A 14,284-nucleotide genomic window follows, 5' to 3' on the forward strand; every position below is an offset into this window, starting at 1 on the left:
ACCACCACTGAGATCTACTTTCAATGGGCCGCTTAATAGGCCGCCGCAAACATCGTTCTCATCTCCACCACTCTTGATTCTGTCGCCGCTCGAAATCTCTCAGCTGTTTTTCTTGCCTGTACAAGCGCTCTCTCGTCTCCCTTTGCCGCTGAAAATACCTATTTTGTTCCATTTGCCTCATTCTGTTCTGTTGGTAAACGTCCGATGCCATTGCTGGCGTGATGTTTGCCGCCACAACAGCAGAACCGATAACAACACGCCTGAGAATTTTCATTTGATGCGGACTTGGCCAACAAATGCTACGAATAGGTGAGTGTATCGGCAGACACATTTGCACTGAAGACTGAACAGCAGCAGAACCGACTGCAGACCCGTTTTTCAATGCATGATTGCGAACCCAAGCACCGTCGCGGAAAGGATGGTGAAGGCGCATCACCCAAAAGGACCATTCCTGTTAGTCAGGCGGTTGGAAGCGATGCCCGCCCAGGTGGTGACGACTGCAAGCGCAACCAAGCAGAGACCGGCATCATGCGCGGACTAACGCTTGATCCATGCTCCGCCGACTCTCCATCGGATTGCTGGCTTCTGCATGGGAACCTGTTTCTCTTCTACACAACCGAAGCAATACTAACTAATTGCTTGCAGTGTGACAGACAGCATTCAGTGTATGCGCGTCTGCTGCACTTTCAGGCGGATTGCCGTTGATCAAACCTTGTACGCAATTTGCCTGAGCATTCACTCTTACTCCGTCAACGGTATAAGTAAAATTAACATCTTCAAGCTGAGGGGATGACTGATCAAGGTCATAATCAAGCATTCGATTGGTTTCTGGTACGACAATCGTAGGAGAATCTTGTGCACGAGAATTAGCAATCGCTGATGAGATGATTGCACCAGTTGCTAATCCTGCAAGTCCCCAAGCAGCTTCTCTGTTTCGATACCAACGCCAATTATTGTGATGCCAATGGCCTCCGTGATGATGACCACCACCTCCGTGGTGATGATGACCACCACCTCCGTGGTGATGATGATTAGCTTGCATTGGCATGACTCCAGTCAAAGTTAATGCCGATGCAAGCAAGAAAGTACGAATCATGCCTTGAAAACTGGTTTTTCACTTCATAGCCAAGACCAATCAATTTGTTTGCATTGTTAAGCATTGAAAAGTGGGTTTCACTTTTGGATAGAGCGTTTAGGTCTACCCTCCGAGGTGTATCACCAAAAGAAGAACGGGAGTCCTCCCTCAGGCCAGCGGCTCAACTTTTGAGAAAGTCCAACCCCAACCATGCAAGGAGCGATCAAGGCACAAATCACGATGTAAAAGATCAGATTGGAAGCCTGTTTCTTTTCTGAAGGACCGAAGCCCTTGATCGCACTGGTCATCTCGCTGTGTACATACCTACCCATCTGATATGGGCAAGGCTTTCAGAACCTTGAAAATCAATGAGAGGTCAATGAGCACTTATGGTTTGTCACCTCGCTCCAGATGACATTCGCTACCTCACCAATGCTCCGTCACATCTCGATCGGATTGCTGGCTTCTGGAGTTGCCGTTGCCCCACTGCCTTTGAAGGCACAGGACGGTAGTGCTGAGGATCTCGGTGATGTGATGAGCATCAGCTTTAAGGATGTGGTTAAACCTGCCTTCGGTTTCCAAGGCGCACGGCAGGGTGTTGGAACGTCAAATGAAGCAGGTATCGGTGAATTCCTTCCATTGGTCGTCGATAACGGCGTCTTCTTTGCTGATGCGTGAGCCAATATCAACTTGGCTGAATTTAGTAAGCAATACAGCTTGTTGACTATTTCCTTCGATTGACTTACATTGCTGTCTATCGGATTTGTTGAACTATGTTTAATTTTAAAAATTATAGAAAATCAATTCAGATCTTACTTGTCTCACCTATCGCTTTGACTTGCCTGGCATGGTCTCCTCCTGCACAAAAAGTTGATGATAATACAAAGCGCGATGAAAATATTACCCCCGAACCTACTTGCTATTCCAAATGTTGCGATGAATATGCATACGAAGCTAGTGATGCTTACAGGCGACTTGGAGATCTAGGGGAACCAAATCAAAACCCGAGTCCAGCTGATCTGGATAAAGAAAGAATCGTAAAGGAGTTAGTAGCTCGAGCGCAAACGAAATTAAGTAGATGCTTGTACAATTGCCCCGACACTGCGGCTGAAAGACCCAACTTGCCCCGGCCTCGCCTTTTTAATGATAGCCCTCCATTATTAACCCGGGAAGAAACTCGCATAAAGTGTATTAAAGATAATGACCCAAAAAACCTACGCAAAGACTAGGTGAAACTTGAATCAATTTTCAATGTGTTTGTAGGCTTGTTTAATACGATATAAAAGTGTCATCATTCGTTGATATGTCTTCAATGAGCATCCTCGTTACTTACATAACTAAAGGCTTGGCAGAAGGTAAGGCTGTAATGGCCTATGTCCGATGTGAATTGCAGCGCAGAGGGTTTGCCCGCACAAGTGTTGATCACTTCTACCCGTACAGCACCACCCAATCCACTGCATCAGCGCCGCCATCAATCAGCTGCCTGCATCGTTGCCGTGCCGCTTTGTTTTCAGCAGGCGTGTGCAATCGGTCGTTTGCTCGGAGCTGACTCCACCGACCCTTTTCCAGGATTTCGGTTTCTGCCGCTGCCCGTGCCTTGGTCCGTTTCGGTCTTCTCTTGGCCATCAGCGCAGGCGACTCATCAATGACCGCGTCATCGCGATCAGGTCAACAACAGGCAGCGTCACCGTTTGATCAATCGCCGCGCTGGACGGTGTCGACACAAGTGCCTGACGGGCACGCTCAAGAGCTGACAGCAGTGCCGCTGAGCGGAGTTCTGGTGATGACTCCAGCGCTGCAGTGAGTTCAGCCACATCAGTTGGGACACCACGACCGTCAGTGGCCAAGAGTGAATCCCAGGCGGAATCCATCAGTTCGGAGGGGAAAGCCACAGCAGGTTCAGGGAACGCCCCCGATCCCTTTACCGCTGTAGCTTCATCAGCCCCGCAGCCGAGCCCAGCACCAGGAGCGACCTGATTCGGGGGATTCCCAGACTGCGCTGACGTGGTTGGTTCCAACAGAGTCATGACGCGTCCAGCTCCAGCCGAAGGAATGCCTGTTCCATTCGTTCAGCAAGCGTTGGCGGTGCCGCTGGCTTAGGGCCTGGCTTCCTGCCTCTCTTGATGCCGAAATACTTGGCAGACCGCTCACACCTGGCCAGCCGTTTCATTGCTCTACGTCGCTGTTTCCTTTCGAGCTACGGATACAACACAAGCTGAATCGGCAGCCATCCAGATGCGGGAGCGGGGTCAGCTGAGATTATTTTTGGAAAATAATATTAGCGGTATTGCATTAACCCTTCATGGCAATACTCTGATCAAACTATCCACAGAGGCTTGCTTAAGAGCCAGAAAACTGCTGGAAGATTCACAATTTCAAGCAATCAACCGAGAGCAGCAAATCAACTATCAAGAAAGACTGGCCTTTGAACTTCGCGAAAAAATTCTATTTTCCAGATTTTTAATCAACACATAAACAGAAGGTACAACCAGCAACGACAATGTGGTTCCCATCAAAAGGCCTCCAAAAACAACCGTACCAATTGACTGCTGAGTATTTGCGCCAGCATTTTGCGCAATCACAAGTGGGAAAAAGCCAGCAAGAGACGCAACGGATGTCATCAAGATAGGCTGAAGCCTTTCCTTTCCAGCTTCTGCGGCAGCTACAACAATATCGACTCCTTTAGAAACTCGTTGATCTGCCGCTTCGACAACCAGAATTGAGTTTTTAGCGGCAAGTCCTATTAACATAAGAAATCCTATTTGAGCAAAAATATTAATCTCCATTGATCGCAATTTAAGGAATACAAGACTACCCAGTATGGCTATTGGGACTGTAATCATGATGACAGTTGAAGTAATGTAGCTTTCATACAACGCAGAAAGAACCAAGAAAACAGCCAATGCTGCCATCAAGAACAAGAAAACAATTGCAGAGCCTGAATTATTCTGGACTCTAGAAAGACCTGTAAACTCATAACCTATATCATTAAAATCAAGGGTTTCAAAAACATTTTTAATGTCATTGATAACCTGGCCTGTAGTATATCCAGGGGCAGGAACGACTTTATACTCAATTGAGCGTTGAAAATTAAAATGATTTATCTGTACTGGACTTGTTAGCAATTTATATGAAGCCACTTCTTTTAATTTTACAAAATCTCCTTTAGAGGTTTGTAGTGGGAAATTCATTATGTCATCTATAGTACTTCTATCCTGAGGTTGACTGATGATGTTGACATCTTTTGGACCTCCCTCTAATGATGTTTGAGTAACACGTGTACTGGTTGCGAAAGTACTAATCGTGTTTACAACTTCATCGTAGGTAAGATTAAGGGACCCGAGCAATGACCGGTCTATTTTCAGCTCATAGGTTGGGTTATCAGGAGAAAACTGGGTTGAGATGTTCTGGATTGACGATTGCTGAGATGATTTGTCTGAAAATTTCTGGGCTAAATCAAAGAACTCATTAATTGAATAACGGCCACTACTTTTGTCGATCAAAGATACAGTTGTAGAGTTATCCTCACCAAATCCTTGAATCATCGGATCTTCCAATACCGGTGGGAAAACCCTTGTTGGTAAAGGTGCTAGCTTTGTTGCAATGTTAGCTTTAATACTCTCAATACTCTGATCTTTTTTGCGACGCTGATCTAGCGGAGTTAAACTCATATATAGAAATATTAGGGCGTCATTCCTACTGTCGACAGCAACAAAATCAAGAAGGCCAGACTCTTTGTCTTCTTTTATACCATTTAATATTTTTCTTGCCTGGTTGCTAACAGGTTGAGCTGCTGTTAGCGATATTCCAGGATTGAGCAATAACAAACTACTTAAATTACCCATGTCTTCATTCGGGATTAAACCAGTAGGAATAATCCTAAATAAATACAGAGTTACTAACGCAAGTGGCAATAAAGACGCACAAACCAACTTGCTTCTCTTCAAAAAACGGCGCAAAAGATTCTCGTAGGTATTCTCAGTTTTTAAATAAAAACGATTGAAAGTTTGATAAACGTTCTCAATCTTAAATCCAATGATGGAAAATATAGCAATGCTAATCGGAATAGCAAAATTTCCAAAACTAGCTTTAGTGAAAAACCCCATCAAAAGACCTACAGCAGCTCCTAAGAATGCGGTGATCCACGGTCGCGTAGGTTTAGTCGGCTCTGAACTTAATAGCAGAGCAGACATCATTGGTGAAAATGTGAGCGCATTAAAAGTTGATATCGCAATGGAGCTTATGATTGTTATTGCAAACTGAATGTAGATGTTGCCAATAGGACCACTAACCAATGTCACAGGCAGAAACAAGGCTATCAGCACTAAAGAAGTGGATATAATCGCCCCTGACAAATCGTTCATTGACGCAAATGCTGCATCAACTGGATTCATTCCCTTTTTAATATTGGATGACACTTGCTGAACTACAAGAATTGCATCGTCAACCACCAGCCCTGTCGCCAACACCAGTGCCGTCATTGTGAGAAAATTTAGCGTAAAGTCAAAAAGCCTAAGAAATGAGAATGTACCAATAATTGAAATGGGTATGGCTAAGCCAGGGATTAAAATTGTACGCCAATTTTGCAAAAACAATAATAAAATAAGAACAACCAGAACTATTGCTAAGCCAAGTGCATCTTTGACATTAGCTATGGAATCCAATATAAATGCCTTGCGATCCCTGATTCGCACAACTTTGATTCCGGAAGGTGCAGCAGTTTTGAACTCCTCAATCACCTGGCCGACATTCTCACCTACCTCAACAGCATTACTGCCTGACTTAAGATTTACTGAAATAAATACACCAGGATAACCATTGCTAGATTTAATATCATGGTCAGCACTAGATGTATATTTGACATCGCCAATGTCTTTGACTCTTAAGACAGCTCCAGACTCCAGTCGTTTTACAACAATGTTCTTGAAATCTGAAATCGATTGAATATATCCACTATTCTCAATCATTACTGAATAAAAATAGGTCTCTTTTTCGCCAACCCGTTGAGCACCAACAGATCCACCAGATGCGGGAGTATTCTGCGAATTAATACTCTGCTTTACATCCTCAGCACTTAATCCGTATGTACGCAACAAATTAGAATCTACTGAAATTTCGAAGAGAGGTCTTTGTGGGAAAATATCTAGTCTTCCAACTCCTGAAATCATTTGAATTTGCTTGTACAACTGATTTTTGACCAGGGTTGTTAAGTAAGCACTGTCATGTTGCCCTTTAGTTGAAGTGATTAAATAGTTAGCAATTGGCGTATCTGTAGTCTGCGAAATGTTAATCCCCCTAGTTTGAGTAATCTGAGGAAGAGATGACTTTGCTTGTTGGACACGATTTTGAACATCTAATGAAGCAGTGTCAGCCGAGGTATCAGGCTCTAAATGCAAAGTAATAGAGGTTGTATTAGATTTTGATGAAGAGGTAAAATACTCTACTCCTGGCGTATCTGATAAAATATCTTCTAATTGGTCTGTGATAGATAGTTCGACAAATGATGCATTTCCACCTGGGTATTCGGCAGTGACAGTGATTGTGGGCTGAGCAATATCAGGAAGAAACTCAATCGGCAAACTTTCGAAAGAAAGCCATCCGAGGATAAAGATCACCAGACTGCAAACACTGGTAAGAACTGGTCTATTGATGAAACGGTTAGATAATGACACTTATTAGTACTTTATTTAGAAGATTTAATTGAAACTGGAGTGCCATTGGCAAGCATACCTGAACCACTTATTGCAATCAAATCACCGGTATTTAAACCACCTAGAATACGAAAATAATCATCCTGCAATGTACCGAGCTTTAGGGGTGTGTCAATTGCAATTAAAGTACTTGCAGGCAACTTTGACATCAATTTTTTTTGATTAGATGTGATATCAGAATCCTTTAGAAAAGTCTTAATTGGAATTAGTTTGTAAGTATACGGTTGCTGCGCTTTAAACAATGCCGCTGTAGCTGGCAAACCAGGAAGTTGTTCATCACCGATAATAATGCTTGATCGGATTAGCTGATTAGGCCGAAAGCCTGTTCCGTTAACAAAAACTGCTCTCACCTTCAAAGTGTTAGATGGCTGATAATTACTAATGTCACCGTCTAAATCAAAGTATGGAGGTATAAATGAAATCCTGCCCTCGCCTATTACATTGCTATTTGATACATCATACATTTTAACCTTCTGGTTCAACTTAATTTGCCCTGCTTGAAGAGCGGGAATAGAAATGTCAATTGAAAGATTTTCGTTATTGACAACAACAAAATTATTCTGGCCTTGCTCCAGGCCTGTCTGCAAGTATTGCCCAGGGCTAATACCAGAAAGATCTCCTACAATCCCATCTATAGGAGAACGCATTGATCTTTTCGAAAGAGCTTCCTGCTTAGAAACGACATTACTCTGGGCTTCAATTGCTTTTATTTGTTTTTCTTCAGCTTGTTCCTTTTCTACACCGCCAACTAATGCTAATTTTTTATATCTATTTGCTTGTACAAGCGCTTCTTTCAGCTGCGCTTGCGCTGTTTTGAGATCTGCCCGTTCTTCTGCATCATCCAAAACAACCAATATTTGACCAGTTCGAACAGGGTCACCTTCTTTAACGAGTACTTGGGTTATCAATCCACTAGTTTGCGGTTTCAGTTGAATATATCCAGGATCAGTCAAAGTACCCTCTGCTTGAATGACATTGTCAAAATCACGCATTTGAATCCTCGTCGCATCAACCGGAATAAGCTGAGGGGTGGCGACTTTGCTTTGACAAGCTGCGACGATGGTGCAAAGACCATACACGAGGCCAACTTTAATCGCTAATCGCATTTTGGAGCAGACGTGCGAAGGCAAAATTGGGTCACTAAATTTGCCTAAGCCTAGCTCTTGAATCTGCTCTCATGTAATTCGTCAACAAGTATTTCACAGCGTTAGCACTTGCCAACAAAAAGGAACAATATCACTATTAACTAGGTCTTTATTTAAACATCGGATAGATAATTTTTAACTATCTGCTCCTGACACTGAAGAATTTCATGGATTGCAGTATCAATTCTAAAAGTTCATTCTGCAGAATCTGTCCAAGCAAACCGTACATGCCCGAATGATGCACAAGCGCGTATCAGTTGCAGGCTGACCATTGACTCATCATTGATTAGTTTACAAGGGAATCACAATTTGCATGCTGCTTACGGTCACAAGGCTGTTAGCTTTTTAATTAAAAGAACAAGCCCTCTCATCTTAATCTCATTCAACTCTCATTCAAAAATACCCGGACAAGGCATTGATTTATGAAAAACACTCCCAATGAATCCTCAGCCGAAGAGCTGGTCGATCAGCCTTATAAATATGGATTCGTCACGGAGATTGAAGAAGAAAAAATTCCCAAAGGCATCAATGAGGAGGTGATTCGTCTGATCTCTGCCAAAAAAGAGGAGCCCGATTTCATGCTCGAATTCAGGCTGAAGGCTTATCAAAATTGGCTGACACAGGATGAACCCAACTGGGCCAAACTTGGCTATCCAGCAATCGACTATCAGGATATCATTTACTATGCGGCGCCTAAAACGAAAGAAAAGAAACGAAGTCTTGAGGAGGTTGACCCAGAGCTTCTCGACACGTTCAGCAGACTTGGTATTCCTTTAAATGAGCAAAAAAGACTCGGCAACGTTGCCGTTGACGCCGTCTTCGACAGTGTTTCGATTGCGACAACTTTCAAAGAAAAGCTTGCAGAATTTGGAGTGATTTTCTGCGGCTTTGCGGAAGCGGTCAAGGAGCATCCTGAACTGATCAAAAAATATCTTGGGACTGTTATTCCCAGCAACGATAATTTCTTTGCGGCATTGAATGCATCCGTTTTCAGCGACGGCACATTCGTGTATATCCCCAAGGGAGTTGAATGTCCGATGGAGCTGTCCTCCTACTTTCGGATCAACTCCGGAGATGCAGGACAATTCGAGCGCACCCTGATCGTGGCGGAGGAAGGTGCTTCCGTGAGCTATCTCGAGGGCTGCACGGCTCCGATGTTCGACACCAACCAGTTGCACGCTGCCGTGGTCGAACTGATTGCGCTTGATGATGCATCGATCAAGTATTCCACTGTGCAGAACTGGTACCCAGGCGATGAGAACGGCGTTGGCGGTATCTACAACTTCGTCACCAAGCGTGGCCAGTGCCGCGGCGCCCGCAGCTGCATCAGCTGGACCCAGGTGGAGACCGGATCGGCAATCACCTGGAAATATCCCAGCTGCGTTTTAATTGGAGAAGACTCGGTTGGTGAATTTTACTCCGTCGCTCTGACACATCATCTTCAGCAGGCAGATACCGGGACCAAAATGATTCACATCGGCCCACACACACGCTCAACCATTGTCAGCAAAGGGATCAGCGCCGGTAAATCGAGCAACAGTTATCGAGGCCTGGTTCATGTCAATCCGTCAGCAAAAGGTGCACGCAATTACAGCCAATGCGACTCAATGCTGATTGGTGATAACGCCAGTGCTAATACCTATCCCTATATTCATTGTCAACAAATGAATTCTTCTGTGGAACATGAGGCCAGCACCTGCCGTATCTCAGAAGACCAGCTCTTTTATCTGCAGAGCCGCGGCATCGGTTTCGAGGAGGCGGTCTCTATGATGGTTAGCGGTTTCTGCCAGGATGTTTATAACCAATTGCCGATGGAATTCGCGGCAGAAGCTGACAAATTGCTTTCACTTCGTCTGGAGGGAGCTGTGGGCTGAATCTTCCTCATCACAAAATAGACCATCACCGATTATCAGCCTATTTATTCCATGATCAATTCCGACGCCGAACTGCTTCTCGACATCAACGATCTGCATGCATCCGTTGAAGATCAGCCCATCCTTAAAGGCGTGAATCTCCAGATCAGAGCTGGTGAAATTCACGCGATCATGGGTCGCAACGGCAGTGGCAAGAGCACCCTCTCGAAGGTTCTGGCCGGCCATCCCGCTTATCAGGTCACCGGTGGCAGTGTCCGCTATCGCGGTGAAGATCTCTTTGAACTGGAGGCGGAGGAGCGTGCACGCCTCGGTGTGTTCCTCAGCTTCCAGTATCCGGTTGAGATCCCCGGCGTCAGCAATCTGGAATTTCTGCGCGTGTCCACCAATGCTCGGCGTGAGAAGCGGGGCCAGGAAGAACTCGACACCTTTGACTTTGAAGACCACGTGCGCGAAAAGCTCAAGGTGGTGCAGATGGATCCTGCCTTCCTCGAACGCAGCGTCAACCAGGGCTTCTCCGGTGGCGAGAAGAAGCGCAATGAAATCCTGCAGATGGCCTTGCTGGAACCGGTCGTGGCGATTCTTGATGAAACCGATTCCGGTCTTGATATCGACGCCCTGCGCATCGTGGCCGGCGGCGTGAATCAGCTTTCCGGTCCGCAGAACGCAACGATCCTGATCACCCATTACCAGCGGTTGCTCGATGAAATCACTCCCGACTACGTGCATGTGATGGCTGCGGGCCGCATCCTGCGCACCGGTGGGCGTGATCTGGCAATCGAGCTGGAGAAAACCGGCTACGACTGGGTTGATAAGCAGCTCGCTGCCGAGGGAGTGGCCTGATCATGGTGAGCAACGTACTGGCACCGGTGCAGCAGCGAGGACGTGAAGCCCTCCAGCGTCTGGGCTTGCCCACCCGTAAACAGGAAGCCTGGAGACTCACCGATCTCAAACGACTTGGGGCGGTTCATGACCTGCCGCTCATTGGCGCTGATGCGCGCACTGATCTGCCGGAGCCGCCACAGGGCGGGCTTCGCTTGCTGCTCGGTGATGAAGAACAGAATCCCTTGGAGGGGGTGACACTCCCCAGCGGCATCAAAGCCCTGCACAGGGATGAGATCGAGAGTCTCCTCGGTCGTGCAACAGATCACTGCGGATGCTCTGAAGACTGGACGGTGGAGCTCAACAAGTCCTCCAGCCGACACATCCTGGCGCTGCAGATCAGTGGCAAGGTTCCTCCGCTGGAACTCGTGATTGATGCCCGTGGCTCCGGCTTGATGGCGACACGTGTGCTGCTGATTCTTGATGAGAATGCCGAACTTGAGCTGCTTGAAGTCTTTCGAGCAGAGAGCGGCGTTGCCCATAGCCATCTCTGCGAAGTTCTGCTCGCTGAAGAATCACATCTTCAACATGGTTTGCTCTCGATTGGTGATGGCTCCAGCTCAATTCTGACAACACTTGCCATACAGCAGGAGCCGCGAAGCCACTATGCATTGTCTTCTTTTGTACAGGGTTCGATTTTTGCTCGAATTGAACCGAAAATCGTGCAACTGAGAGGCCAGGCATTCACATCACTGATGGGATTGGCTGTTGCGACCGATGAACAGCAGATCGGAGTGCACTCCTCCATGCGATTTGACGGGCCCGAGGGCGAACTTGATCAGTTGCAAAAAAGCCTGGTTTCAGGGAGATCACACACGATTTTCAATGGCTCAATACAAGTACCCAAGGAAGCGCAACAAACCAATGCCGCTCAATTGAGTCGTAATCTGATGCTGTCGAGTCGAGCACGCGTTGATACAAAACCGGAGCTTGAAATCATCGCTGATGATGTGAAATGCGCACACGGAGCCACGGTCAGCCAGCTGCAGGAAGATGAACTCTTTTATCTCCGCAGCCGCGGAATCACCGAAGTGGAAGCAACAGCATTATTGCTCAATGGGTATTGCCAGGAGGTGATTGATCACTTACCAGCAGGAGCTGAACGATGGCAGCTTTCCGAACGCATCCACAACGTGTTGATCACATCCGGTTGAGGCTGAGGAACTCAGGCCAGAATGCCGCCACGTGCTGAAACCACCCCATGAGACTTCCATCACTCCTTTTGGGGTTCGCCTTGATGCTGCCCGCAGGGGTTGAGGCCAAGATCAAAAAGGTTCCATTCCCGACCAGGGATGAACTGCGTTCACTCCAGCTGCTGGCTTACAGCTGCTCACGTGCGAACGATCAGGACAGCTGCCGGAAGACTCGCACGCTTGCAGATCCACTTATGGATCACCCCAGACTTTCGGCGGCATGCAAGGACACCGTCTGGGAACTTGTAAAGGCCTCACAGGTGGTCACCACCAACAGTTTTCAGCGTCGTGACAGCATCGACCGGCCTGCACGCCGACTCACGTTGGTCTGCACGGAGCCTGAAAAACCCAAGCAGGAAGCACCCTCACCGACACAAACCTGAACCCTCAACGGTTCAATCCCATTCGAGGTTCGAGCGTGACAACAAACAGCAGCGTCAGATCACTCCCGACTTCGAGCCAAATCTGACTTGAATCAGCAGATCGAAGCGAAGCTCACAGGTTCGTTGTTGACAATCACCCTGATCGAGTTTTTTTTGCCTGAACACGATGGTTGCAAAGGGTGCCTGAAAAGTCACCAGCAAGGTTCTTTGCGGCTCAAAGAGAGCATCAGCGATCAGATGGTTAGTGCCCAAACTGCTTCAGAGACCATGGTGTCGTCGAGGTAGCTGCGACAAGTGGTCGCGCCGACAACCCTGAGAAGCATCTGACATGCAAGGGTTCTAAGTATCTGCTCCCGTCAGGGATGACCGCCTCCCCCTCGGCCGAACCCGCTCAAATCGTTGTGCGGCTCGAAGCCCCCTTCACCGACCAGAAGCCGGGCACCTCCGGATTGCGCAAGAGCAGCCGGCAATTCGAGCAACCGCACTACCTCGAAAGCTTTGTTGAGGCAGTGTTTCGCACCCTTCCAGGAGTTAAGGGGGGCACATTGGTGCTCGGAGGCGATGGCCGTTACGGCAATCTGCGCGCCATCAATGTGATTCTGCGCATGGGTGCAGCCCATGGCCTGAACAAGGTGATCCTCACCACCAATGGCATTCTCTCCACACCGGCCGCGTCCAACCTGATCCGCAAACGCAACGCCATTGGCGGAATCATTCTTTCAGCCAGCCACAATCCAGGCGGACCCGATGGTGATTTCGGAGTGAAGGTGAATGGCTCTAATGGAGGCCCCACACCAGGCTCCTTCACCGATGCGGTTTTCGAGTGCACCAAGTCACTGGAGCAGTACGCCACGGTTGAAGCCCCCGAGCTGACTCTCGTAACTCCAGGAACACACAACATCGGTGGTCTGGAGGTTGAAATTATCGACGGTGTCGATGACTTTGTGGCATTGATGCAGCAACTGTTCGATTTCGATCAGATCAGTGCTCTCCTGCGCAGCGATTTTCCACTGGCCTTTGACGCCATGCACGCCGTCACGGGGCCTTATGCCAAACGTGTTTTCGAAGATCTGCTGGGAGCAGCAGCAGGAAGCGTACGCAATGGAATTCCACTAGAGGATTTCGGCGGCGGACATCCGGATCCCAACCTCACGTACGCACACGAATTGGCCGATCTTCTCCTCAAAGGAGACGATTACCGCTTCGGTGCAGCCTGTGACGGCGACGGCGACCGCAACATGATCCTCGGCAACCGTTGTTTTGTGAATCCGAGCGACAGCCTTGCCGTGCTGACCGCCAACGCCACGCTTGTACCGGCCTACGCCTCAGGCCTTACAGGCGTGGCGCGCTCCATGCCGACCAGCTCCGCCGTTGACGTTGTCGCGAAGGCGCTGGGTATTGAATGCTTCGAGACGCCAACCGGCTGGAAATTCTTTGGCAATCTCCTGGATGCCGGACGCATCACACTCTGCGGCGAAGAAAGTTTCGGCACCGGCAGCAACCACGTGCGTGAAAAAGACGGCCTGTGGGCCGTGCTGTTCTGGTTGCAGATCCTCGCGGCACGGCGTTGCAGCGTGGCGGACATCATGAGCAGCCACTGGCAGCGCTTTGGGCGGCACTACTACTCACGTCATGACTACGAGGCAGTGCCCAGCGACGCCGCCCATGGCTTGTATGACCGTCTCGAAGGCCTATTGCCTGGTCTGGTCGGCCAATCCTTCGCCAGTCGCAACATCACTGGAGCCGACAATTTCAGTTACACCGACCCTGTGGATCAGTCGGTCACCAAGGGCCAGGGCTTACGCATCCTTTTGGAGGACGGCAGCCGCATTGTTGTACGCCTCTCTGGCACCGGCACCAAGGGGGCGACCATCCGGGTCTATCTGGAGAGCTATGTCCCGAGCACCGGTGATCTCCATCAGGATCCCCAGATCGCTTTGGCAGAGATGATCAGCAGCATCAACTCACTGGCGGAGATTCAGCAGCGGACAGGAATGGACCGCCCCACCGTGATCACCTGAGCG

11 protein-coding genes and 1 pseudogene are annotated in these 14,284 nt (G+C 48.1%); 6 read left to right on the forward strand and 6 right to left on the reverse strand.

Annotated features, from left to right (window positions below):
* Positions 1-631: 631 nt before the first annotated feature.
* Positions 632-1,096 carry a hypothetical protein gene (locus SIB73_RS10435; protein WP_413405330.1) on the reverse strand — a complete coding sequence of 155 codons (465 nt, stop codon included), beginning with the start codon at positions 1,094-1,096 and terminating at the stop codon, positions 632-634.
* Between the two features lie 411 nt (positions 1,097-1,507).
* On the opposite strand from SIB73_RS10435, the pseudogene SIB73_RS10440 reads away from it, so the two are divergent.
* A pseudogene (locus SIB73_RS10440) lies at positions 1,508-1,750 on the forward strand (carbamoyl-phosphate synthase); the annotation flags it as partial.
* A gap of 753 nt (positions 1,751-2,503) precedes the next feature.
* Here SIB73_RS10440 and SIB73_RS10445 read toward each other — a convergent pair.
* From SIB73_RS10445 to SIB73_RS10465, 5 genes are all read right to left on the reverse strand, one after another.
* Complete coding sequence (locus SIB73_RS10445; protein WP_413405329.1) at positions 2,504-2,701, reverse strand: hypothetical protein; 198 nt, start codon at positions 2,699-2,701, stop codon at positions 2,504-2,506.
* Positions 2,701-2,967, reverse strand: coding sequence for a hypothetical protein (locus SIB73_RS10450; RefSeq protein ID WP_413439595.1), 267 nt, complete (start codon positions 2,965-2,967; stop codon positions 2,701-2,703). Before SIB73_RS10450 ends, SIB73_RS10445 begins: the two co-directional genes overlap by 1 nt.
* Positions 2,968-3,013: 46 nt before the next feature.
* Positions 3,014-3,226, reverse strand: a complete 213-nt coding sequence (locus SIB73_RS10455; protein ID WP_413439596.1) for a hypothetical protein — start codon at positions 3,224-3,226, stop codon at positions 3,014-3,016.
* A 257-nt stretch (positions 3,227-3,483) separates the two neighbouring features.
* The gene (locus SIB73_RS10460; protein WP_413405326.1) at positions 3,484-6,747 is read right to left on the reverse strand and encodes an efflux RND transporter permease subunit; all 3,264 of its coding nucleotides are present in this window, start codon (positions 6,745-6,747) and stop codon (positions 3,484-3,486) included.
* 11 nt (positions 6,748-6,758) lie between these two features.
* Positions 6,759-7,892, reverse strand: coding sequence for an efflux RND transporter periplasmic adaptor subunit (locus tag SIB73_RS10465; protein ID WP_413405324.1), 1,134 nt, complete (start codon positions 7,890-7,892; stop codon positions 6,759-6,761).
* Positions 7,893-8,353: 461 nt separating this feature from the next.
* On the opposite strand from SIB73_RS10465, the gene sufB reads away from it, so the two are divergent.
* The 5 genes from sufB to SIB73_RS10490 all read left to right on the forward strand — a co-directional run bounded on the left by sufB (position 8,354) and on the right by SIB73_RS10490 (position 14,281).
* Positions 8,354-9,805, forward strand: a complete 1,452-nt coding sequence (gene sufB, locus SIB73_RS10470) for a Fe-S cluster assembly protein SufB (protein WP_413405322.1) — start codon at positions 8,354-8,356, stop codon at positions 9,803-9,805.
* A 51-nt stretch (positions 9,806-9,856) separates the two neighbouring features.
* Positions 9,857-10,645, forward strand: a complete 789-nt coding sequence (gene sufC / locus SIB73_RS10475) for a Fe-S cluster assembly ATPase SufC (RefSeq protein WP_413405320.1) — start codon at positions 9,857-9,859, stop codon at positions 10,643-10,645.
* Between the two features lie 2 nt (positions 10,646-10,647).
* A complete protein-coding gene (locus tag SIB73_RS10480) occupies positions 10,648-11,838 on the forward strand; it encodes a SufB/SufD family protein (RefSeq protein WP_413405318.1) in 1,191 nt (396 codons plus the stop codon).
* A 47-nt stretch (positions 11,839-11,885) separates the two neighbouring features.
* Positions 11,886-12,260, forward strand: coding sequence for a hypothetical protein (locus SIB73_RS10485; RefSeq protein ID WP_413405316.1), 375 nt, complete (start codon positions 11,886-11,888; stop codon positions 12,258-12,260).
* 362 nt (positions 12,261-12,622) lie between these two features.
* Positions 12,623-14,281: an alpha-D-glucose phosphate-specific phosphoglucomutase gene (locus SIB73_RS10490; protein ID WP_413405312.1), complete on the forward strand. Its 1,659-nt coding sequence runs from the start codon at positions 12,623-12,625 to the stop codon at positions 14,279-14,281.
* Positions 14,282-14,284: the final 3 nt, after the last annotated feature.

Origin of the sequence: Synechococcus sp. MIT S9509 (assembly GCF_047303035.1) — a bacterium.
GTDB lineage: Bacteria > Cyanobacteriota > Cyanobacteriia > PCC-6307 > Cyanobiaceae > Synechococcus_C.

What these genes read in the sequence shown, in the direction of transcription:
- SIB73_RS10480 (WP_413405318.1), top strand. Translation starts at nt 10,648, where the DNA reads ATGGTGAGCAACGTACTGGCACCGGTGCAGCAGCGAGGACGTGAAGCC.
- SIB73_RS10465 (WP_413405324.1), bottom strand. Translation starts at nt 7,892, where the DNA reads ATGCGATTAGCGATTAAAGTTGGCCTCGTGTATGGTCTTTGCACCATC.
- sufB (WP_413405322.1), top strand. Translation starts at nt 8,354, where the DNA reads ATGAAAAACACTCCCAATGAATCCTCAGCCGAAGAGCTGGTCGATCAG.
- SIB73_RS10445 (WP_413405329.1), bottom strand. Translation starts at nt 2,701, where the DNA reads ATGGCCAAGAGAAGACCGAAACGGACCAAGGCACGGGCAGCGGCAGAA.
- SIB73_RS10485 (WP_413405316.1), top strand. Translation starts at nt 11,886, where the DNA reads ATGAGACTTCCATCACTCCTTTTGGGGTTCGCCTTGATGCTGCCCGCA.
- SIB73_RS10435 (WP_413405330.1), bottom strand. Translation starts at nt 1,096, where the DNA reads ATGATTCGTACTTTCTTGCTTGCATCGGCATTAACTTTGACTGGAGTC.
- sufC (WP_413405320.1), top strand. Translation starts at nt 9,857, where the DNA reads ATGATCAATTCCGACGCCGAACTGCTTCTCGACATCAACGATCTGCAT.
- SIB73_RS10490 (WP_413405312.1), top strand. Translation starts at nt 12,623, where the DNA reads ATGACCGCCTCCCCCTCGGCCGAACCCGCTCAAATCGTTGTGCGGCTC.